We start from the raw sequence: 22,359 nt of genomic DNA on the forward strand, positions 1-22,359 counted from the left end.
ATCAGCGCGGCCCGGGCGGGACGTCGAACCAGATCGCCGCGGCACACACCACGACCGTCAACGACATCGCGATCCAGTCGGCCGATTTCGGCCGGGCCGGCATCGCCGAGATCATGCCGATGCCACCCCGGGCGGTAATCGCGTCACCCATCTCGTCGGCCCGCCGCAATGTCACCGTCAGCGCCGCGGTGAGCAGGTCGACGAGTTCCGCCGCCAGCCGTCGGCGGCGCCCACGGCGACTGGTCGCGACCCGCTTGGGCCGCAGACTGCGTGCGGCATAGAGCACCCGGAACTCATCGATGAGCATCGGGAATGCCCGCAACGCCAGCGCGATGGTGACCGCCCACTCGTCGACCGGGATCCGCACCCACCGCAGCGGTCGGCACAACGAGGCCACCGCAGGGGCTATTTCGGCGACATTGGTGGTCCACGACACCATCGCACCGAGCCCCAGCAGGACGATCGACAACGCCGTGATCCGCAGGAAGTTCAACAACCCGCCGAGCCCGATCGGTGTTCCGGCCAACTCGACCACCGGAGCGCCGCCGGCGAACGCGGCCGATATACCGCCCAGTGCCAGCAGGATCCACAGCCAGCGCGGAATGGTGGGCAGAGCGCCGCGCGGAATGTGCGCGAGCTTGGCGGCGGTCAGTACCAGCGCCGCGACCAGTCCGATCGCGATCCATCCCGGGAAGAACGTCAGCAGTACCGAGATGGCAGCCACGGCAAGTAGTTTGGTGCCGGCCCACAGGTCGTGCACCGCGGAGGTGCCGGGCACTGGACGCAGCAGAACCATCGAACGCGACGGCCGGCGTTCGGCTGGTTCCTTCGATGTCGGGGTGGTCACGAGAGTCCCCCCGCGGTGGTCGAGACCGCGTGCAGCACGCCGTCGCGAAGGTCCACGGTGCGGGGGCACAGATCCTCCAGGCCGACGAAGTCGTGCGAGATGACCACCACGGTCAAGCCCTGCTCGCGGCGCAGATCTTCGATCAATCGCACCAAGCCGCTTTGCGTTTCGGCATCCAAGCCGGCTAACGGCTCGTCGAGAATGAGCGCGCGCGGCGAACGGGCCAGCAGACCGGCCAACACCACCCGGCGCATCTGACCGCCGCTGAGTTGGTCGATGCGCCGTGTGCTCAGCTCGCTGTCCAGGCCCACCACGGCCAGCGCATTGTCGATGCGGTCCCGGTCCTTCGGCGAAAACCCGGCCGCCGAAGCCACTTCCCGATCGACCCGGCTGCGCATCAGCTGCAATCTGGCCGCCTGGAAGGACAGCGCCACCGCGCCGACCTGCTCGTGGGTCGGCCGGCCGTCGAGCAGGCAGTCGCCGATGGTCGGCACCGTCAGCCCAGCCAGAATCCAGGCCAGCGTCGACTTTCCCGATCCATTGCCGCCGTGGATCAGCAACCCGTCGCCGTGGTGGACGGTGAAGCTGACGTCGCGCAGGGCAGTCTTGGCCCACGGTGTGCCGCTGTTGTATTCGTGGCTGACGCCGGAGACTTCGAGGATCGCCGGACCGGACTCGTGCCCCATCGGCGGCGTCGTCGTCACCGGCGCGGCGATCGACTCGACCATGCTGGTGTTGTCCCCGGACTCGCTGAGATTGATTGTACTGTCGGCGATTTCAGCCTCGGTGCTGTAGTGGGTGATGTGCACCAGCGCCGTGCTGTGCTGCCCTTTCAGGCCGGACAGCACGCCCAGCAGGCTGTCGCGGCCCTCCTGGTCGACCATGCTGGTTACCTCGTCGGCGATGAGCAACGCCGGCTCGCGTGCCAGCGCGGCCGCGACCGCCAGCCGCTGCAGCTCACCGCCGGACAGACTGCCGGTGTCGCGTTCAGCGTGCTGTTCCAGGCCGACTTCGCTGAGCAGCCGGGCCACATCGGTCTTGGTGCCCGGCGGCAGGCCCCACACCACGTCGTCGGCGACCCGGGTGCCCAGCACCTGACTTTCCGGGTGCTGCATGACCACCGCGGTGCCGCCCATCCGGCCCAACCCGACCGACCCGGGACGTTCGATGGTGCCCGAGGTCGGTTCGCGGCCGGCCAACACCAGCATCAGCGTGGTTTTGCCGGAGCCGTTGGCGCCGGTGATGGCCAGATGTTCGCCGGCGTCGACCTGCAGGTCGACCGGCCGCAGCGCGTCATGGGAGGTGTTGGGATAGCGGAAACGAACCTGGTTCAGCCGCACCGGGACTGGGCCCACGGGTGCAGTCTCGAGTGAGGCGTCCAGCTTGTGCACGTCGGGAATGCCGCGCATCCGGTCCAGCACCCGCGACAACGCCCACCACCCGATCAGCGACACCACCATCAGCGAGACGACACCGTTGGCGAAGATCAGCAGCTGCCAGTAGCGCAGCGCGTGGGCGATGAACCACTGGAGGCCGTGAGCGCCGGCCTGGAATCCATTCCCGATCGGGGTGCTCAGCGGAAACGGGTGCTCGACGGCGAAATGGCCGATGGCGGTCAGAACGGCCGCGATCCCGTCGATGTTGGCGGTGACAGTGTCGAAGATCAGGGTTCGTAGTCGGCTGAGCAGCATCAGCGCGCCGACCGCGAACACGTTGAACACCGCACCGGCGATGAGCGAGACGACGAGCACCGTCCCGGTGCCACGCCCCCGGCGTTTGATGACACCGGTCAGCCCGCCGACGTAGGCGCTGTTGCCGACCGTCAGGAGTCCACCGAGACCGGCGATCAGGAAGGCGATCACCCCGGCGGCGACCGTGGCCGCGACCAACACCCGGAATCGGTACCGATAGGCCAGCAGCCCCATCGGAACAGTGCCGAGCAATGACAGCGCCCCGGCGAAGGGGACGACGATCGAAATGATCGCGGTGGCCGCACACAGCGCGGCCATCACCGCGGACTGCGCGAGCTCGCCGGGACGCAGCGAACGTGGCGAAGTCCCGGCCGCACGGCGGGTCGCGTTCATTTCACCAATTCTGCCAGCACCCACGGGGTGTACCCGTAGGCAAACCAAGGGGATTCGATTCGAGTTAACACGACTGAAATTGCACGGTTCGCGCCCTAGATAGCCTAGCTATGCAACTATAGACGCATGACTCCATCCGCTACCACCGAGCGCGACGCCGCCAAGGAGGCTGTCGCCGGCCTGGGCGCGGATCTGCTCGCCGTCGTCGCGCGGCTCAACCGCTATGCCACCCAGCGGATCCAGATGCAGTTGCCGGCCGCCCAGGCGCGCCTGCTGTCGACGATCGACGCCCACGGCGAAGCGCGCATCTGCGACCTGGCCGCAGTCGACCACTGCTCGCAGCCGACGATGACGACCCAGGTCCGACGGCTCGAAGACGCCGGTCTGGTGACCCGAGCCGTCGACCCCGGTGACGCCCGGGCCGTCCGGATCAAGATCACGGCGGCGGGTATGCAGACCCTCAACCGGGTCCGGGCCGATCGCGCCAGCGCGATCGAGCCTCAACTCGCCGGGCTCAACACCGCCGACCGGCAGATCCTCGAGGAAGCGGTGACCGTGCTGCGACGCCTTCTCGACGAGTCGGCAACCGTTCCGCGGCCCGGCGCATCCCGCTAGTCATCCCCTTGCGCCGAGTCTGTCCAGCGCGGACGGCCTACGGCCGATTCCCGCCGCACAGCAATGACTGGATAATGGACCCTGGATTCAACTATTTCGGGTGACCAAGGGGGCGGATGTGTCGACGGCGACGTTCGGCCCGCCGCTGATCGTCTGGCTCGGCCCGCACAGATACGTCTTCCCACCTGTCCGCGACATCACCGTCGGTGTCGACACCGGGGCGGACGTCCGTCTGGAAGGGCTGCGCGAATCCGCCGCGGCGCCGCGGGTGGTGCTGCACTTCAACGGCGGACAGTGGATCGCCGTCGACCGCAGCGAAGCCGGGATGTACGTCGACGGGGTCCGGATGTCGACGGTCTTCATCCATCACGGTCGGGCCATCACGCTCGGCGACCCGCAGCACGGCCCACGGTTGGTCTTCGAACTCAGCGCCCCGCCCGCACCGCCGCCACCGCCGCGGGTCCCGCCGCCTCCGGTGCGCCGGCCGCCCGCACCCCCACCGCCGCCGCGGCCTGTTGCGCGATTCCAGCCGCCGGTTCCGCCGCCCGCGCCCGTTCCGCCGCCGCCGCGCGTCGCACCGCCGCCACCACCACCGCCACCCCCGCGCCAATGGGTCGCGCCACCACCCCCGTCGCCGCCGCCCCGGTTGCAGCCGCCTCCGCCGCCACCGCAGCCGCGAGTGCCGTCACCTCCGCCGCAGTCGCTGCCGCCGTTTCCAGTGCCGCCACCGGCGGTGCCGCAGCAGAGTCCCCCGACCGCTGCGGCGCAATTTCCGCCACCGGCACCCAAGCAGACGGTCAGTGCCCGGCTCACGAGTGCGATTCACAAGCTCAAGCCACGCCGCACCGAAGCCGGGCCGCACGAGGCCGTCCCGACCGCTGAGGTAAACCAGCCCAGCCAAACCCGGACCGAAGCGGCGGTGCCGACCGAAGCCCGGTCAGACGCAACGCCGCCGGTCGACGTCCAACCCGACTCTCCGGCACCGACGACCATCACCGGTCCGCTGGAGGCCCGCCGGGTGCGGCTGAGCGTCGACGGCGAGCAGGCACTGGCCGACCTGTCCTTCACCGCGTCCCCGGGCACGATCACGTCGGTCATCGGCCTCTCCGAAGCCAGCACGTCCGCTCTGGTCGATGTGCTGGCCGGCACGGTGCAGCCCAGCGCGGGAGAAGTCGATTTCGACGGCCACGACGTGGCGGCCGACGACGTGCGGCCGCATGTGGGCGTGGTGCCGCGCCATGATCTGCTCCGGCCGCAGTTGACCGTCGAGCAGGCGCTGAACTTTGCCGTCGAATTGCGGCTGGCACCAGGCACTTCCAAAGACCAGCGCCGACAGGCCGTTCATACGGTGCTGGAGAAGCTGGAACTCGGCCCGCTGCGCACCGCACGGGCGGGCACCCTGACCGCTGTGCAGCGCAAGCGCGCGTCGCTGGCGATGGAGTTGCTGACCGACCCGTCACTGGTCGTTTTGGATGAGCCGACCGCCGGACTCGAACCCGAAGCGGCACAGCAGATCACCACATCGCTGCGGCGTCTCGCCGACGAGGGACGTGTCATCCTCGTGGCGACGACGGCGCCGACCGGACTCGACGTATGCGATCAGGTGGTGGTGCTGACCCCGACCGGCATCCCGGTGTTCGCCGGTGCACCTGCGGAGATCGGGCCACAGCTGGGCACCACCGACTGGGACGCCATCGTGACGCGGGCCCGAACGGACCCCTACGGCGCCCACGACGAATACCTCGCCCGCCAGCAGGTGCCGCCGCCGCCGGAGCCACCGCCACCGTCGGAGAGCCCGACCGCTCCCGCGTTGCAGCGAAATCTGTTGCAGCAGATCGCGGTTTCCACCCGCCGCCAAGCCTGGCTGATGGTCGCCGATCAGCGGTACTTGGTGTTTCTCGCCATCCTCCCGATGGTGTTCGGGGCGATCTCGTTGTTGATCCCCGGCAGCGCCGGCCTGGGCCCGGCAAGTCGCTACGGCAACAATCCCGACCAGGCCGTCGCCATTCTGACCGTGCTCACCCTCGGAGCCGTGGTCATGGGCACGGCCCTGGGCATCCGCGACCTGTTCGGCGAGCAGCGCATCTTCCGCCGCGAACAGGCACACGGCCTCTCCGCATCTGCCTTTCTGACCGCCAAGCTGATCGTCTTCAGCGCCGTCGCCGTCGTTCAGACCGCGACGATCACCGCCGTCGCCACCGTCGGCCACAAGCCACCCGCCCGAGGCGGGGTCCTGCTCGGCCACAACACCCTCGCGGCCAGCACCGAACTGTTCCTCGCGCTGGCCGCCACCGCCATCGTGTCGGCGATGGTCGCGCTCGCGTCGTCCTCTCTGGCACGGCACTTCGAGCAGATTCTGTTGACCGCCGTGCTGATCGTCTTGGCCTCGTTGGTGTTCGCCGGGGCGTTGTTCCCGATCTCCGGACGATTCCCGTTGGAGCAGATCGCCGCCCTGGTGCCGTCCCGGTGGGGTTTCGCCGCCGCCGCGTCCACCGTCGACGTGCACGCGGTCAATCCCCTTGCCGAGGCCGACGACTCGTGGAAACACTCGTCCGGACAATGGCTTCTGGACATGGGCCTGTTGATCGGATTCGGTGTCATCGCCACCGCTGCGCTGCGCTGGCGGCTACGACGGCCGTCGCGCCGGCATCACCAGGAGCCGATCACCTGAGTTCGTCGCGCCCGATCTCCGTCCACAGGGCGCGGTAGCAGTGCGACGCCGCGCTGTGCGGCGCGGACGCGGTCACCGGTGCACGATGCTCGGCCATCTGCTCGATGATCGACAGTGCCGGGATGGTCGTGGTCAAGATCCCGGCTCGCTCGGTCGACAAGCGCTGCACCAGCTCGCAGTGCAGGCGCTTGCGCTTGTCCACCATCGAGAAGAAGGCGCGCACCCGCGGCCGCCGTCCTTCGAAATCACCGACGAAATCCGTCAATTGATCGAATGTGCGAACCGACAACGTGGCCGGGATCATCGGGACCAACAGAGTGTCGACCGCGTGTAGCACGTTCTCCGAGAGCAACGAGATGCTCGGCGGGCAGTCCAGGAAGACGGCGTCGTACTGACTTTCCAACGGCTGCAACAGTTCTCGAATCCGGCGCGTCGGCCGCTTCATGTCGTCGAGCTGCACGTCCAGATTCCGGTAACGGAAGTCTGCGGGCACCAGATCCAGTCCGTCGAAATCGGTGGCCTTGATCGCGTCGTCCAGCGACCGCGACCCCTCGACCAGCGCCCGGCCACCGCCTTTGACCTTGGGCCGCACCCGGAACATGTACGTCGCCGCGCCCTGCGGGTCGAGATCCCACAGCAGCACGTTGAGTCCGTCCAGCGCCGCCAGATGCGCCAGGTTCACCGCGGCCGACGTCTTGCCGACGCCGCCCTTGATGTTGTAGGTGGCATAGACCTTCATCGGCGCACCAACGCCTTGACGCGGGCCCGATTCTCGTCGGACAGGAAGGGTTGCAGCCGCCCGGCCAATGCGGCCCGCGCACCGAGCTGATGCGCGTCGAGCTGCGCGGCCATCTCCCCCATCGCCAACAGCGTCTTGGGTGGCGCGGCGCCCTGTTCCATCATCGCGGCGGCGAACTCGTGCACGGCTTCGCGCTGCACCTCGCCGTCCTGGAAGTCACCGAGGGTGTCCTGCAGCGACTTGAGCTCCTTGAGCAGAGCCCGGTGGGGTGCGCTCTCGCACACCGGCTTGAATACCTCCAGCAGGTAACGCAACTCCTTGCACCGCTTGCGCAGCGCGTGGACGTCGTCGCTGGGCGAGTCCTCGGTGATTCGCATCCCGCGCCGTGCGGCGTTGCGGTAGGCCCGGGTGAGTCGCTGATGTGCCAGCGCCGCTACCGTCGGGCCGGCCTCGGCGTCGGCGCTCGTCTCCGCCAGCTCGGCGCGCCAGTCGCCGAGCAGGTTGTGAAAACGTTTGGAGCGCAGGCCGCGCACCAGACGACGCCGTTCCGCAGCGCGATGCGAGACCAGAAAAGACCGGAACGGTTCGAGATCGCCGGGGTCGGCGGAGGTGAGCCGGGCCGTCATCGAATCGAGCTCGAACAGGTAGACGTCCAGGTCGCGGACCGGGGTGGTCAGATCGCCGAGCCACTTGAAATCAGGCGTGTAACGCTCGGCCAGCTGATCGGGCAGCACGTCGCCGACCAGCTTGAGAATCGACCGGGTGCGACGGATCGCGACTCGCAGGTCGTGCAGGAATTCGATGTCGATCGAGGCGATGGTTCCCGGCACGTTCTCCTCGATCACCGCCGCGAACCCGTCCAGGATCCCCGTGATAGCCACGGCTGCAGAGGTTTTCGGCCGCAGCGGCGTTACCGGGCCGGACCCGTTGGTGGGCCCGCGGGCCGCGTCGGTCAGCGCGAGGTCATATGGCGTGGTCGAGACGGCACTGAATCCGTCGATCTTCGCCAGCAGCCGCGCGATGCGATCACCGTCGGCGTCGTAGCCACGCAGCGGCTGGATGCGCAGCTGGCTGGTGCCGTCGTGGACGCTTTCGGTGAGCAACCGCGCCACCGTTTTCTGGTCGGCGTCGAGCACCCGACTTTCCTGGGACGCCGCGCGCACCGTGACGACGGGCACCAACGCCCGCGGGGAGATCAGGGGTGCCAGGGCGTCACGGACCGGCCCGGCCGGCAGCTCGTGCGCCTGCGCCGGCCACTTGGCGGCCCGCGGTGCCTGCAGCCGGACACCGTCGGGAAGGTGCAGTACCAGCGGACCGTCGTCGGCGTAGTGCAGCGAGATCCCGGCCGAGTGCAGCCGCCAGTCGAACGTGTCCAGCCAGGTGCGTGACACCGTCGTGTGCGCGCCGGCAGCCACGGTGAACCTCGGATGCAAGGCAGCGGCAACGGTGTCGACGTCGACGGCGCCCTCCTTGCTGAATGCGCGGGGTTTCCCGCTCATGGCTCACCTCTCTGGGGAACGCGCGACCGCGACTGCGCGACGAACTATAAACACCGATGGTTAACGGAGCGGCCAGTTCGGTGCAGATCCCGGCGTCTCGATTCTCATCGGTTACCGTCGGGTATGACCACCATTGCGGAACATTTGCGCAACTCTCTCGACGGACGCTTTCGTGACGTGAAGAACCAGATGCGTGAGCGGCTCTCCGAAGACCTCTTCCGTCCGCACTACACACCGAACACGGTGATCGCCCGCACCAAGGTGGCCGAGCAGATGAGCATCATGGCCGCCTCGGGTGAGGCCGACGACGGCTTCCGCAAAGAACACGGTGGCAACGGCAACGTCGGCGCCGCGGTGACGATGATCGAGATGCTGGCGATGTCGGATCTGTCGCTGATGGTCAAGGCGGGTGTGCAGTGGGGCCTGTTCGGCGGGGCCGTGGAGAACCTGGGCACCGAACGCCACCACGAGGCGTACGTGAAGAAAATCATCAGCCTCGAGCTGCCCGGCTGTTTCGCGATGACCGAGACCGGCCACGGCAGCGACGTCCAGGCACTGGAGACGACGGCGACCTACGACGCCGAGACCGAAGAGTTCGTCATCCACTCCGAAACCCCGAGCGCGCGCAAGGACTACATCGGCGGCGCAGCCCAAACCGCCGTTATCGCCGCGGTTTTCGCGCAACTCATCACCACCGAGAACGGTGAGCAGGTCAACCACGGCGTGCACTGCGTGCTGGTGCCGATCCGCGACGCCGAGGGCAACGACCTGCCGGGCGTGACGACGTCGGACTGTCAGTACAAGGGCGGCCTCCCCGGCGTCGACAACGGTCGGATCGTGTTCGACCACGTCCGGGTGCCGAGGGTGAACCTGCTCAACAAATACGGCGACGTCGAACCCGACGGTACGTACACCTCCCCGATCGAGAACCCCAACCGGCGGTTCTTCACCATGATCGGGACCCTGATCCGCGGACGGGTCACCGTCGGGGGTAGCGCCGGCGCCGCGGCCCGGGTAGCGCTGGACATCGCGACGCGATATGCCTTGCAGCGCAAGCAGTTCAGCGCACCCGACGACGACGGCGAGGTGCTGATCATGGACTACCTGGTGCATCAGCGCCGGCTGTTCCCGCTGATCGCCAAGTCCTACGCCCTGCAATTCGCGCAGAACGAACTGGTCTCCAAATGCCACGATCTGCAAACCGCCGACTCCCCCGACGCCGAGGAGCAACGGGAACTCGAGTCGCGGGCCGCGGGCCTGAAGGCGGCCAACACCTGGCATGCGTCCACCGCCATCCAGGAGTCCCGCGAGGCGTGCGGCGGCGCCGGGTACATGGCCGACAACCGGTTGATCGCCCTGCGCGCGGACACCGACGTGTTCACCACCTTCGAAGGTGACAACCACGTGCTGACCCAGTTGGTCGCCAAGGAGTTGCTCACCGCCTACGCCGACGACATCAAGGGCATGAGCCCGGTGGAGTGGGTGCGGTTCGCCGCCAACTTCGCCGGCGAGCGGGTGTTGAAGCGCACTGCGGCCGAGACGATCATCCAGACCGTCATCGACTCCCGGCAGGACAACGAGGAAGAGGGCAGCCTGTTCAACCGGGGCACCCAGGTCAAGATGTTCGAGGACCGCGAGGAGTACATCATCGCCTCGGTGGCGCGCCGGCTGCAGGCCAAGTCGAAGGAGATGTCGGCGTTCGACGCGTTCAACTCGGTGCAGGATCACGTGCTGCACGCCGCGCGGGCGCACATCGACCGCGTGGTGCTGGAGGCTTTCGTCGCCGGGATCGACGCCTGCGAGAACGACGAGGCGCGTGAGGTTCTCGAGCTGGTCTGCGACCTCTACGCGCTGACGGTGATCGAGGATGACAAGGCCTGGTACGTCGAGCACCGGTTCCTGTCGACCGAGCGCGCCAAAGCGGTCACCCGCGGCATCAACGACCGGTGCCGACTGCTGCGCCCGCACGCGGAACTTCTCGTCGACGGGTTCGGCATCCCCGAGTCGCTGCGCTACGCGGACATGCTGCACCCGGAGCAGCCGACCGCGGCTGAGTCGGACGAGACCGGCGCCTCGGATTCGGCCCTGCTCCAGGCCTGAGCCGCGCGCGGGGGGTCCGAGACAAAACTCACCGCGAGCGAAACCTTCTTTCCAGCCGGCCCGCGGGGTATGCGTTCGCGCATGACCACTGCCATCACCTCGAATGAACTGCGTGAACGGATCGCCTCGGACGCACCGCCACGGATCCTCGACGTGCGGACACCTGCGGAGTTCGAGACCTCTCACATCGACGGCTCCCTCAACGTGCCGCTGGATGTGCTGAACGAACACGGCCCCAAGGTCGCCGAACGGCTCGACCAAAGCGACGACATCGTGCTGGTGTGCCGCTCCGGCCAGCGTGCGACCCAGGCGCAGCAGCTTCTGCAGCGCGCGGGCATCGACGGCGGCAGCGTCCTGGAAAACGGGATCAGCGACTGGGAAGGCCAAGGGTATGAGGTCAACCGCGGCGTTCAGCGGTGGGATCTGGAGCGCCAGGTCCGCTTGGTTGCCGGATCCATCGTGCTGTCCTCGGTGCTGGGCAGCATCGCGATTCCCCGGCTCAAGTGGCTGGCCGCGGGGATCGGTGGCGGCCTGACGTATGCCGCCGTCTCCAACACCTGCGCGATGGGAACCGCGCTGTCGAAGTTGCCGTACAACCGTGGCGCGTCGACGGACACCGAGACGGTTCTGTCACAGCTCGCGTCCGGTCCCGACGGCAATCGATAAAATCACCGCAAATTTTGACCAGACCTCCAGGTAACCGGCGTCGAACGACATTCGGCGCCCCAGCGCGATAGGCTCGAGAACATGAATCCGAACCCGGACTACGACGCCAGCGACGAGCTCGAATACGGCATTGCATCGTTCGCGTGGCTGCTGCGGGGCAACTACCCGCCGCCGTCGTACGGTCCCGATCTGGGCAACGCCAGCACCGGCAACTGATTCGCTACGGCGGCGGGACGTAACCGCCCGCCGTGTTGCGTAACTGCCATACCTGCGCGGGGCAGTAGATGTTCACCGCGTTCGAGATCAGGTAATTGGCCGAGTATTCGTCGTTGGGCAGCACATCGCGTTTCACGTCGCCGATGATCTGGCCGTAGCCGGCCCCGCCGGTGATCTTGTCGCAGATTCCGTGGGCATAGGCGATCGCCTCGGTGGTGTTGGCGAAGTTGTACTGCTTGCGGACCGTCGTGTCGTAGATGAACTCGATGTCAGGCGCTGGAACGGCGTGCGCGGGTGGTGCCGGCAACGCACCGGCAGCGACGACCAAGCAGGCCAGCAGCATCGCGCGCCTCATTGGTCAGGCTGCCCGTAGACGGCGACCAGCACGCTGCGGTCGAAGCTGTTCTCCGACCACACCCCGATCTGGGTGTTGGCGCAATTCGACATGATCGCCATGTAATCGGGCCGGTAGTACCAGTTCCCGATCACGTCGAGGTCGTTGATCGCCAGCGAATTGTTGATCGCCACCGTTTCGGCCACCCGGCCGTGGTAGCCCGCGTCCCGGGCCCGGTCGGCCACCGACGACCCGTCGGATCCGACGTCGGCATCGAGACCTCGATTGTTGAGCACGTCGACGGTGTGGCGCTGCGCGGCGGCCTCCAGCTGCGGATTCTTCTTCAGTTTGGTGGTGCAGCCGTGCTGGAACTTGATCGTGTCGACGTTGGTCACGATGCCGTTGTTGAGCCGGTCGTTGTTACCGGGCACTCCGGGAGCGCCCGACGCAACGGCGGCCGGAGCGACGAGCCCGAGCGCCAACGGTATCGAGATGACCCGTGCGAGTTCACGAATGCGCTTGTCAGTCATGGCATCTCATTTCTCAGGTGTTAGCGAATGTTCGCCGCGAGATCACCGGACATGGCGCTCAGTTGCCGGCTCCAGGTCGGCCAGTCATTGCCGCCACCACGACCCAGATCGAAGTGCGCGTTGGTGCCGCCGACGTCCCGGAAATGCGAGTAGAACGTTGCGTTGGTGCCCTGGGCGATGTCGGCGTTGCCGGCCATCGCACCCTGGTCGGTCGGGGCGCCGCTGCCGGGGCTGTAGACCCACAGCCGAGTGTTGTTGTCCACCAACTGCTGAACGTTCTGATTCGGCGAATGCCACTTCCAGCGACCCAGCTGGGGCGCGCCCCACATGGCACCGCTGTCGGCGCCGCCTTGCAGAAGGCAATTCCTGATCGCCCCGTCCACCGCGGTCCGTTCGGGGGCAAGATATCCCGACAGCGATCCGGCATAACGGAACCGGTCGGGGTGGAAGGTGGCCAGCGCCGCGGCCGCGTACCCGCCTTGCGAGACACCGACAACGCCGTGCCCACCGGGCGCCAGACCCTTGTTGGCGGCCAGCCAGTCCGGCAGCTCGGTGGACAGGAACGTCTCCCACTGCTTGCTGCCGTCCTGCTCCCAGTTGGTGTACATGCTGTACGCCCCACCGGCCGGCGCGACCACCGAAATGCCTTTACCGGCAAGCGTGTTGAATCCGTTGCCCGCGGTCGCCCAGTTGCTCACGTCCGGACCGGCGTTGAACCCGTCGAGCAGATATGCCGCGTGCGGTCCCCCGGCCAGGAACTGCACCGGGATATCGCGGCCCATCGACGCCGACGGCACCCGCAGGGTCTCGAAGCCGGCCGCTCTCGTCACACAGGTCGACCCCGAAACCACCGTCGCCGCACACCATCCGACAACCAGCGTGACCACCGACAGCCGCCGGAGCGTCCTTGCCAAACGTGTCATCTTCGCCTCACCTGTCCCTCGGTCACACCGGGTCGAACTGTGAAATCAGCCAGCGGCCATGGACTTTGTCCAGCGTGACGCGAACGCTCGACGTACTCTGCGTCGGCGCATCGTTGCCAATCGTGGTGGTCTGATCGACGAAAACCAGTACCACAGCGTGCTTTCCGGTCGCCGACACCGACGCCGCGGTGGGCACCGTGGCCACCGCCGTGATGTGCTGCTGCTTGGCTCCCGGCGCCACGACATCGGAGACCAGCTGGGTGTACTGCTGCCGGAACGGTTCCGCGAGCCGGTCGGACGCGGCCTTCAATTCCTGGTCCACCGTCTCCGGCTTGTACGACAGGATCGCGATCGTACTTTCCGACGCGGCCTGCACCGATTGCTCCACCGCCAAGCGTGATTCGCGGGCAGCATGATCAAGCCACGTCAGGTAACCGGCGCCCGCTCCGATCAGCACCGCCAACGCGGGAAGCAGCACCGTCAACAGACGACTCCAGGAGAACTCGCGGTTCCGCGGCGCGGATTCCTTCTCCTCGACGTCCTCGGCTGCGTCGTCACCGTCGGCCGAGTCCGCCTCGGCGCCGTCCTCGACGGCGTCAGCCTTGTCGTCGCGCTCTTCCACCGACGGGTCGTCACCGGATGGATCCACGGCGTCAGACATCGCGGACTCCTCCTCCCGTGCCGTCACAGCGGTTCGGCCGCTCACGGCACGAACTCGACTTTCGACACCTTGGCACTATCCCCGGTCCTGTCGACCGTCAACCGCATCCGCCACCGACGAGGTTCCTGGTCCGGCGGCGCTCCGGCCATCGACGTCTTCACCGCCACCGCCACCAACACCTGAGCCTGGTCGGCTGTAGCGGACACTATCCCCGCCTCGGCGATACTGCCCTCGGTTTTCGACTGGACCTTCTTCACGACTTCGATGAACGGCTTGGACCGGTTCTGGTACTCCTCATGGAACGCGCCGGTCACCGAATCCAGCACGCGCTTGATGTCGGCGTCGACCTCCGCGTGGTCGATCGTGGTGAGGTTGATCGCGGTCTGCCGTGCGACCTGCACGAACAGAGCGCGTCGCTCCTGGGTCTGCTGGTCGCCGTAGTACCGGTATCCCAACCAGCCGGCCAGCCCGCCCAGCGTGACAACCGCGGCCAGACTCACCGCTATCAGACCGCGGGTGCCCGAAAGCGCCTGACGGATCGACCTTTTCGGCTTCGCCTCGACATCCTCGTCGAGTTCGGAGCCCTTGACGTCCTCGGCGGCTGCCGCGTCCTCGGCGTCCGGCTCTTCGGCGGTGGCCTCGGCATCGACCTCGACGTCGGTTACGGATTCGGTTTCTTCGGCGGCACCATCATGCTTTGCCATGTCTTGCCTTTCATTCCGGCGGCCAAGTCGGAATCGCTGAAGTGACGACCGTCCGGCCCGACGTAATTCCCGGTCAGGGGATCGTAGGGAATCGCGATCACCGGTTTCGGCGCCGCTGGGTCAACGGGCGGGTGCCAGTGCTCGCCCGGCGAATATGGCGCCCCGCCCTTCGGGTACTGCGGCACACCCTGGCCGCTCAACGTCGCGTTCGGATCGCCCTTCCAGAACAAGCCGTCGTTCAGCGGGACGTACTGCTCGTCGCTCTCGCACATCTCGACCGTGGGTGCGCGCTTGCCGGGCTTCGTCTCGCACGGCACGTTGCGAACGCCGCGGACGTTCATGTCGGAGTTCTGCGGGATGCGGCAGTACAACTCGCCGTTGGTGCGGTCGGGATAGTCCTCGCGGACCGGGATGCGCTGCTGTTGCACCGGCAAGAAACCGGCGTTGCACGGTGGCGGCGAGTTGAGATTCAGGTTGAAGTCGAGATAGATGCCCTTGTAGTCCATTTTCGCGACCCGGTCCGGCACGATGATCGACGACATCACCGCTGTCCCCTGCGGGAACATCACCAACAGCTGTTCGAGGTCGTTGCGGTAGTTCACCGTGATGGTGCCCAGACTGACCAGATTCGACAACAGCACCGGCAACGTCGGTGCCAGCCGGTCGAATAGCGCGGTGCCCTCGTCGAGTGCCGGTCCGGCGGTGTTGAGCAAGTCCGCGAGCCTGCTGTCCTGTTCCTTCACCTGACTGGTGATGGCATTCACTCGCCGCGCCCACGTCGCGATCGAATCCGAGGTTCGCACTTGCGAACTGGCTACCGGCGGGAACTCGTCGATCAGGCGGGAGAACGAGTCGGTGGTCTTGCCGGCGTCGATCGCCAAGGTGGTGCCGCCGTCGATGAGACGGGACAATTCCGGCCCGAGACCCGCGACCGCTTTGGACGCTTCTTCGACGACGGTGTGCAAGTTGTCCTGCGGGATCGCGACGAGCGCCTTATTGGTGATGTCCAGCAGCTTGCCGATGTCGACCGGAACCTGTGTTCTGCCCACCGCGATCACGTCGCCGTCGCGCAGTTTCGGGCCGGTGTCCTGCACTGTCCCGGACTGCGGGGTCAGCTCCAGGAACTGCTCCCCGACCGCCGAGCGGCTGTGCACCGCGGCGGTCAGGTCACGGGGAATCGCGATGTCGGACTTCAGCGAGAGAACGGCCTGGACCCCGGTCTGGGTGACGTCGACCGACTTGACTATCCCGATCTCGCTGCCGCGGTAGTTCACCACCGATGTCGGGTACAAACCGCCCGATGCGGGCAGGTCCACCTTCACCGTGTACCGGCCGACCCCAAGCAGCGCAGGCACTTTGATGAAGCCGAAGGCCATCACGCCGATCGACAGAACCGTCACCGACGCCAAGATCGCCAGCTGGGTCCACACCCCGCGAGACAGCCGCAGCTTGCTCGAACTCGCCATCTCAGTAGCCTCCCCAGTGATACGGCGCGATCAACGGATTGACCGCCGTATACGGGCTCGGCATCTGGCCGATGGTTCGCCCCCACTGCATCTCGAGTTCGGTGAGGTTTCCCTCCCACCGTGACCCCGTGAAGAAGCCGCTGTCCAGGCGGCTCAACGTCAGGTCGACGACCAGCGAGATGTTGGCGAAGTCACCCCTGAACCAGTTCGGCACAGTGCTTTTCACCCACGGCAGGGTGGACAGGAAGTCCAGTCCCCGGGTGAGCGCGGGCCCGGCGTTGGCCAGTTCACGCAGGGCGGGTGCCAGATTGCGGAAGTTGTCGACGAGCGATTTCTTCGACTGTTGGATCGTGGAGGCGGCTACGGCGCTGAATTGGCCGACCCTGTCGATGGCGTCCACCAACAGCTTCCGGGTGTCGGACAGCACACCCAGCGCCTGCGGGATCGTCGTGAGCGCCTTGTCGACCGTCGCGTCTTTGTCCGCCACTTGACCGGCCAGTTCGTTGACATTCTCGATAGCCGTGATGATGTCGTCGGTCTGCTTCTTGGTCTCGGTGACGAAAACGTCCAGCTGGGTCAGCAGGCTGCGCATCTCCTGCTCCCGACCGGTCAACGCCGTCGCGAAAGTCCTTGTGAGCTCTTGAATGTGACCGAGCCCGCCCCCGTTGAGCAGGATCGCCACCGAAGCCAGGGTCTGCTCGGTGGTCGGGTAGGTCGCCGCCTTGGACAGCGGAATCACCGAGCCGTTCTTCAGCTGACCCCTCGGCGCCTCGTTGCTGGGCGGCGCCAGCTCGATGTGCATCGACCCGAGGAGGCTGGTCTGGCCGACCTTGGCCGTGCTGTTCTCGGGCAGATGGACACTGCCGTCGATCCGCATGGTCACCAGCGCGTGCCAGTCCTGGACTTCGATCTTGGTGACGTTGCCGATGTTGACGTCGGCGACCCGCACCCGGGTGTTCGGCTGGATGACAACCACATCCGGCAGCTGAGCCTGAATGGTGTACGAGCCTTTGCCCTTACCCGCGGTTCCCGGCAGGGGCAGCGAGTTAAGCCCCCGCCAACCGCCACAGCCCGACAGCGCCAGCATCGACGAGATCGCCAGCGCCGCAATCACGATGCGCCTCATGGCGTACCTCCAGGTGGTGCCGGGACCATGAGCCCCGTCAGCCCCGCGTGCGGGTCGGTGGACCGGACCGCGACCGGTGGAGGTGGCACCGCGCCGCCCGGCAACGCTTGCGGCGACACCGGCGGTGGCGCGTCGGGGGCCGGTCCGGCCGGCGCTCCCGGCGGCGGGATGTGCGGGTTGAGCTTGTCCTCGCTGTAGGTGATCTCGTTGGGACGCGCCGCAGCGCCCACAAACGGGTTGAGGCCGATCGGCAGGAAGTTGTACTGGCGGTTCTTGATGATCGGCGAGAGGTACTGCTCGCACAGCCGCGCCGACTGCTTCGCGCCCACCCGGCCGTCGGATTCGATGGAGCCGCAGATGGATTGGACGGTGTCGGCGAAGTTCGACAGCGCCAGAATGCCGGTCACCGCGCTCTGCGCCGGCTGGTAGATGTTCAGGAAGTTCTGGAACACGTTCGGCGCGACGTGCAGCGTCTGCTTGATGTCGCGGCGGCTGTCGTTCAACGCCGTGGTGATCTCGTTGAGGTGGTCGAACGTGGTGCCGATGGCCTCGCGGTTCTCGGCGACGAAGGGACGCAGGTCGTTGACGGCGGCGTCCAGTCCGGCGATGGCTTGGCCCCACTCGTTGGGGGTGTTGGACATCACCGTGGTGATCGTGGCCAGGTTCTTGTTGAACGATGCCAACAGCTCACTGCTCGACGTCAGCGCCGAAACGAACACCTCCAGGTTGCGCAGCGTGCTGAAGATGTCCGTGCTGTGGTCGCCGAGCGCCGAAACCGCTTGGGAGAGCTTGATGACGGTGTCGCGCGCGGTGTCACCTTCGCCGCGCAGGTTCGCGGCAGAGGTGTTGACGAACTGACCGAGCGCGCTGGTACCACCCTCGGTCGTCGGCTGCAGCGAGTCGGTCAGCTTCTCCAACTGCTTACGCAGGTCGTCCCATTCGACGGGGACCGCGGTGCGCTCCTGCGGAATGGTCGCACCGTCAGCCAGTTTCGGGCCACCGGAGTAGACCGGGACGAGTTGGATGGCGCGCGAGGTGACCAGTGACGGGGACAGGATCGCCGCCTTGACGTCGGCCGGCACCGCGTACTGCGACTCGACGGTGAACGTCACCTTCGCCGCGTTGGGCTGCGGTTCGATCTTCTCGATGGTCCCGACGGCGACGCCCAGAATGCGGATCTCGTCACCGGTGTAGACACCGTTGGTGTTCGGGAAGTAGGCGATGTAGGTGTTGCGGGTCACCTGCTTCCACCACGGGGTGACCATCATGCTGATCCCGACGGCCAGGATCAACAGCAGGCTGATTCCCGTTCCGATCTTGGTGACCCGTCGATGGTTCTCGACCCAGGCAGCGCCTTTGTCAAGGCGTGCACGGACTTTCGCGAAGGCCATCAGCGACCCCCGTTCGACGGCACTTCATTGGGCGCCGGCTGGTAGACCGGCGTCTGCTTGGGCGGCGGCTGCAGATCGGCCGGCGGACCGGGTGGCGGGCCTCCCGGCGGCGGCGCCGGAATCGGCGGCCGGTACGGGTAGCAACCGGGCGCTCCCGGCCTGCCGGGCACACTGCACGGTTGATCGCCGGGGTTGCCGGTGATGGCGTCCGGGATATTCCGTCGCGGCTCGCCGCCCTGCCCGGTGCGCGGGTACGGCAACGGCAGCAACGGCAGGCCGGGTTGGCCGGTGCCCGGATCGACGAGTTGGGACGGCAGCAGCACATTGGGATCGAGACCCAGATCGGAGAAGGCCGCGTCGGTGAAGGGCTGCGCGAATTGCCCCAGCGTCAGGTTCGGTAGCGAAGCCTTGAAGAAGGGCCCCGACCCCAGCACTTCACCGAAGGACATCGCGTACTTCGGAATCAGGTACAGGGTGCGCTGCAATTCCTTCTTGCGGTCGTCCAGAATCCCCAGCACGCTGTTGAGCTTGTCGAGCGCGGGCTTGAGCTGCGTGCGGTTGTCGCCGATGACGGCGGAGATCTCTCGCGACGCGGCCCCGACATTGGTCATCAGCGCGTCCACCGCATTGCGCTGCGTCAACAGCTCGGCCAGCAACGCATTGGCGTTGGTGATCAGGCCGGCGATCTGATCGCTGCGTTTACCGAGGACCCCGACGACCTTGTTCGCGTTGGTCAGCAGGCTGCGCAGTTTCGCGTCACGGTTGTCCAGCGTGCTGGAGAACTGCGCCACGGCCTCCAGTGCGGCCTTGAGATCCGGCGGGGTGTCTTTGAAGGTGTTGGCCAACGTGGTCAGCGCCGAGGAGAGCTTCGCGGTGTCCAAGGCGCTGACGGTGCTGGTCAAGTCGCCCAAGGCATCTGGCAGGTCATAGGGCGAGCGGGTGCGCTCGACCGGGATGGCGCCCTCGAGTTTGCCGTCACCGCGCGGGGTGATCTCGAGCATCTTCGTGCCCAGCACGGTCTCGGTCTTGATCGAGGCTTCGGTGCGGTTGCCCAGCGCGACGTCGTCGTCGACGGTGAAACTGACCAGCACCTTGGTCCCGTCGAGCTTGACGCTGGACACCCGGCCTACCGACATTCCCGACACCCGCACGTCACTGTCCGGCTTGATACCGCCGGCTTCACTGAAATACGCGGAATAGCCGGACTTTCCGGTGAGGAATGGGATCTTCTCGTAGGAGAAGACGGCGGCGACCAGGGCGACGACGATGCCGATGCCGACCAGACCGACGGTGACCCGGTTGCGGTCGGCGAGCGGCTTGATGTTGCGCCGCTTGTCGTTGAGGGCTGCGAGGCGTTCTTTGATCGAGGTCATTTTTTCGGTAAGCACCGCCCGGTTACCTGGCTCACCAGCTTGACGAATGTGGGTTGTCCGTTGCGGCCGTTGAGCTTGATGATCACGTCGCAGATGTAGAAGCCGAAGTAGTCACCGTAGAGACCCTGCCGGGACAGCACCTGGTACACCTCGGGAAGAGTCCGGACCAGGTCGTCGAAGTAGCTGTGGTCGGACTCGATCTGCCCTGACACCCGATCCGTCTGCACCACAGTGTCTTTGATGGGTTGGCGCGCCTGGGTCAGCAGATCGGCGACCGAACCGGTCGCGGCGTTGATGTAGGCCACATCCTTGGTGATGTCGGTCTTGCGCTCGGAGAGCGCCCCGACGAGCTGGGACAACTTGTCCAGGCCATCCGAGAACTGCTTGTCGCGTGTGCCGAACGTATGCAGCACGACGTTCAGGTTGCTGATCACGTCACCGATCAGCTTGTCCCGGTTGGCCAATGTGGTTGTCAGCGCGCTGGTTTCGCCGAGCACCGACGAAATGGTTGCACCCTCGCCCTGGAACACCCGCAGCAACTGGCCGGACAGCGCGTTCACCTGGTCGGGGTCCAGCGCCCGGAACAGCGGCCGGAAACCACCGATCAGCGCGTCGACGTCGAGCGCGGGCGAGGTCCGCGCCAACGGAATCGTGGCTTTCTCCGGTAGTCGCCGAGGCGGGCCGGGCCCGTCCTCGAGCGCGAGATACCGGTCGCCGATCAGGTTTTCGTAACGCACCGACGCTTTGGTGCCCTCGGTGAGCCGCAATCCCCTGTCGATGGCGAAGTCGACGTGGACCGTGCCGTCCTTCTCCAGCTTGAGGTCGCTGACCTTGCCGACCTCGACACCGGCGATACGGACGAAGTTGCCGCCCTTCAGCCCGGAGACGTTCGAGAAGACCGCGCTGTAGGACGTGCGGGAGTCGAACCGGAACTGCCCGAACACCGTCACCAGAATGAAGACGAAGGCAAGCGAGACAACGGTGAACGCCACCACGCGCGCGATCGCGCCGGCGTCGGTTCTCATTGCAGCTCCTTACTTTTCGTATTCACGGACACTCAGGGGGCCGGCGGTGGACCGGGCGGGAGCGGCGGCGTCGCGGCCCCGGCATAGTCAGGTGCACCGTACGGCGGCTGTCCCGGATAGGCCGGCGGCAGGCCCGGCGCCGGCCCGCCGGGGTAACGGATCAGCGGCGGCTGAGGCGTTCCCTTGGTGACCGGCAGGTAGTTGACGTAACCGGGGAAGCCGATGCCGGTGTTGGGCCGGACGTCCAGCCCGGTCCCGAATCCGGTGTCGGTCACCAGGTACTTGACCGGGAAGTTCGCGCTCGCGTCGGGCAGCGATCCACAGCTGGGCCTGCCCCCGGGGCCCCCCTTGGCCTGCACGCGTGGCAGGTTGTCGGGATAGCGGTAGGGGTCATCACCGAACAGCAGTCCACCGTCGATGTTGAGCGATTTGCCGTTGCCGCCCATGGCCGCTCGGCCGCCGTTCTCCAAGTACCAGACCGCGCCCTCGAACGTGCATTTGTAGGTCGGCGAGTACTTGTTCAGCAACTCGAAGGTCGGCGCGATCAGGTTGATCGAACTGACCAGGTTCTGCTCGTTGCGCCCGATCGTGTTGATCCCGGCGTTGGAGAAGCCGATCGCGTCGAGCAGTACGTCGTTGAGCGCCTTCTTGTTCTTGGTGATCGTGACGCTGGTCGTCGAGAAGGAATCGAGGGTCGACAAGATGTCCTGCGCTGCAACGGAATAGGCCGCAGCGGTCTTGCCGAACAGCTGCCAGTCCTTCCGGATGGTCGCCTGCTTCGGGTTCACCGCGACCAGGAATTGATTGCCGCCACTGATGGCCTGACCGATGCGTTCACCTTTGCCGCGGAAGCCTTCGGCCAACGCCGACAGCACGCCGTTCAGCTTCGCCGGATCGATCGCGTGGACGATCGACTCCAGGTTTTCGAAGACGGTGTTCACCTCGACGGTCACATTGCGGCTGTGCAGCACAGCGCCGCTGGCCAGGTCGCGGTGGCTGGGTCCAGAATCCGGGACGATGAGGTCGACGTACTTGGCCCCGAACGCGGTGCTGGACTTGATCTCCGCCTCGACATTGCTCGGCAGGTAACGGAATTCGTCGGGATAGATCTTCAGTTTGAGCTTCGAGAGGTTCGTACCCGCCGGATCGGCGTAGGACTCGACCTTGGACACCTCACCGATCTGGACCCCGCGCAGCTTGACCTTCGCGTCGTCTTCCATGACCAAACCGGCACGGTCGGAAATGACGGTCAGCGGCACTGTCGTCTTGAGCGTTCCTTCGAACGCCAGCCCGGTCAGCGTGCTGACCGCGAGGATCACCGCGACCAGCAGCGGTGCCCACCAGATAGGGTCGATCCCCCGGCGCCGCCGGGTGTGCTGGCTCATCCGG

The 22,359-nt window shown here is 66.6% G+C and carries 19 protein-coding genes and 1 pseudogene; 5 read left to right on the forward strand and 15 right to left on the reverse strand.

What is annotated here, in order from left to right; all coding sequences use genetic code 11:
• Window position 1 precedes the first annotated feature (1 nt).
• Together ACZYW1_RS21155 and ACZYW1_RS21160 are read right to left on the reverse strand one after the other, a co-directional pair.
• Window positions 2-796 carry a CbiQ family ECF transporter T component gene (locus ACZYW1_RS21155; protein WP_463788824.1) on the reverse strand — a complete coding sequence of 265 codons (795 nt, stop codon included), beginning with the start codon at window positions 794-796 and terminating at the stop codon, window positions 2-4.
• A 47-nt stretch (window positions 797-843) separates the two neighbouring features.
• Entirely contained in the window at window positions 844-2,931 is a 2,088-nt protein-coding gene (locus tag ACZYW1_RS21160) for an ATP-binding cassette domain-containing protein (RefSeq protein ID WP_463788421.1), read from the reverse strand.
• Between the two features lie 126 nt (window positions 2,932-3,057).
• Here ACZYW1_RS21160 and ACZYW1_RS21165 point away from each other — a divergent pair, with 126 nt between their 5' ends.
• Together ACZYW1_RS21165 and ACZYW1_RS21170 are read left to right on the forward strand one after the other, a co-directional pair.
• On the forward strand, window positions 3,058-3,546 hold the full coding sequence (locus tag ACZYW1_RS21165) for a MarR family winged helix-turn-helix transcriptional regulator (RefSeq protein WP_463788422.1): 489 nt from the start codon (window positions 3,058-3,060) through the stop codon (window positions 3,544-3,546).
• 100 nt (window positions 3,547-3,646) lie between these two features.
• Window positions 3,647-6,217 (forward strand): ATP-binding cassette domain-containing protein, encoded by a 2,571-nt coding sequence (locus ACZYW1_RS21170; RefSeq protein WP_463788423.1) that lies wholly within the window; start codon window positions 3,647-3,649, stop codon window positions 6,215-6,217.
• On the opposite strand, the gene ACZYW1_RS21175 is transcribed toward ACZYW1_RS21170, so the two are convergent.
• Together ACZYW1_RS21175 and ACZYW1_RS21180 are read right to left on the reverse strand one after the other, a co-directional pair.
• Complete coding sequence (locus ACZYW1_RS21175) at window positions 6,210-6,956, reverse strand: ParA family protein (RefSeq protein ID WP_463788424.1); 747 nt, start codon at window positions 6,954-6,956, stop codon at window positions 6,210-6,212. The two genes, ACZYW1_RS21170 and ACZYW1_RS21175, sit on opposite strands and share 8 nt — an antisense overlap.
• Window positions 6,953-8,455: a CHAD domain-containing protein gene (locus ACZYW1_RS21180; RefSeq protein WP_463788425.1), complete on the reverse strand. Its 1,503-nt coding sequence runs from the start codon at window positions 8,453-8,455 to the stop codon at window positions 6,953-6,955. The genes ACZYW1_RS21175 and ACZYW1_RS21180 overlap by 4 nt, the downstream gene beginning before the upstream one ends.
• Window positions 8,456-8,578: 123 nt before the next feature.
• Between ACZYW1_RS21180 and ACZYW1_RS21185 the strand changes: the two genes are divergently transcribed.
• From ACZYW1_RS21185 to ACZYW1_RS21195, 3 genes and pseudogenes are all read left to right on the forward strand, one after another.
• Complete coding sequence (locus ACZYW1_RS21185; protein ID WP_463788426.1) at window positions 8,579-10,555, forward strand: acyl-CoA dehydrogenase family protein; 1,977 nt, start codon at window positions 8,579-8,581, stop codon at window positions 10,553-10,555.
• Between the two features lie 81 nt (window positions 10,556-10,636).
• Window positions 10,637-11,221 (forward strand): rhodanese-like domain-containing protein, encoded by a 585-nt coding sequence (locus ACZYW1_RS21190; RefSeq protein WP_463788427.1) that lies wholly within the window; start codon window positions 10,637-10,639, stop codon window positions 11,219-11,221.
• 81 nt (window positions 11,222-11,302) lie between these two features.
• Window positions 11,303-11,437: pseudogene (locus ACZYW1_RS21195) on the forward strand (hypothetical protein); the annotation flags it as partial.
• 4 nt (window positions 11,438-11,441) lie between these two features.
• On the opposite strand, the gene ACZYW1_RS21200 reads toward ACZYW1_RS21195, so the two are convergent.
• The 11 genes from ACZYW1_RS21200 to ACZYW1_RS21250 are packed head-to-tail and all read right to left on the reverse strand — an operon-like array spanning window position 11,442 to window position 22,355.
• Window positions 11,442-11,780, reverse strand: a complete 339-nt coding sequence (locus ACZYW1_RS21200; RefSeq protein WP_463788429.1) for a DUF732 domain-containing protein — start codon at window positions 11,778-11,780, stop codon at window positions 11,442-11,444.
• An 8-nt stretch (window positions 11,781-11,788) separates the two neighbouring features.
• Window positions 11,789-12,301, reverse strand: a complete 513-nt coding sequence (locus ACZYW1_RS21205) for a CAP domain-containing protein (protein ID WP_463788430.1) — start codon at window positions 12,299-12,301, stop codon at window positions 11,789-11,791.
• 20 nt (window positions 12,302-12,321) lie between these two features.
• Window positions 12,322-13,224, reverse strand: a complete 903-nt coding sequence (locus tag ACZYW1_RS21210) for an alpha/beta hydrolase-fold protein (protein WP_463788431.1) — start codon at window positions 13,222-13,224, stop codon at window positions 12,322-12,324.
• Between the two features lie 22 nt (window positions 13,225-13,246).
• On the reverse strand, window positions 13,247-13,885 hold the full coding sequence (locus ACZYW1_RS21215; protein ID WP_463788432.1) for a hypothetical protein: 639 nt from the start codon (window positions 13,883-13,885) through the stop codon (window positions 13,247-13,249).
• A 41-nt stretch (window positions 13,886-13,926) separates the two neighbouring features.
• Window positions 13,927-14,589, reverse strand: a complete 663-nt coding sequence (locus tag ACZYW1_RS21220; protein ID WP_463788433.1) for a hypothetical protein — start codon at window positions 14,587-14,589, stop codon at window positions 13,927-13,929.
• Window positions 14,547-16,055 (reverse strand): MCE family protein, encoded by a 1,509-nt coding sequence (locus ACZYW1_RS21225; protein WP_463788434.1) that lies wholly within the window; start codon window positions 16,053-16,055, stop codon window positions 14,547-14,549. The genes ACZYW1_RS21220 and ACZYW1_RS21225 overlap by 43 nt, the downstream gene beginning before the upstream one ends.
• A gap of 1 nt (window position 16,056) precedes the next feature.
• Window positions 16,057-17,181 carry an MCE family protein gene (locus ACZYW1_RS21230; RefSeq protein WP_463788435.1) on the reverse strand — a complete coding sequence of 375 codons (1,125 nt, stop codon included), beginning with the start codon at window positions 17,179-17,181 and terminating at the stop codon, window positions 16,057-16,059.
• Entirely contained in the window at window positions 17,178-18,572 is a 1,395-nt protein-coding gene (locus tag ACZYW1_RS21235) for an MCE family protein (protein WP_463788436.1), read from the reverse strand. Before ACZYW1_RS21235 ends, ACZYW1_RS21230 begins: the two co-directional genes overlap by 4 nt.
• Window positions 18,572-19,945: an MCE family protein gene (locus ACZYW1_RS21240; RefSeq protein WP_463788437.1), complete on the reverse strand. Its 1,374-nt coding sequence runs from the start codon at window positions 19,943-19,945 to the stop codon at window positions 18,572-18,574. The genes ACZYW1_RS21235 and ACZYW1_RS21240 overlap by 1 nt, the downstream gene beginning before the upstream one ends.
• Entirely contained in the window at window positions 19,942-20,970 is a 1,029-nt protein-coding gene (locus tag ACZYW1_RS21245) for an MCE family protein (protein ID WP_463788438.1), read from the reverse strand. Before ACZYW1_RS21245 ends, ACZYW1_RS21240 begins: the two co-directional genes overlap by 4 nt.
• Before the next feature lie 32 nt (window positions 20,971-21,002).
• Window positions 21,003-22,355, reverse strand: coding sequence for an MCE family protein (locus tag ACZYW1_RS21250; protein WP_463788439.1), 1,353 nt, complete (start codon window positions 22,353-22,355; stop codon window positions 21,003-21,005).
• Between the last annotated feature and the right edge of the window lie 4 nt (window positions 22,356-22,359).

It is taken from the genome of Mycobacterium sp. IDUB_36, from assembly GCF_055419225.1.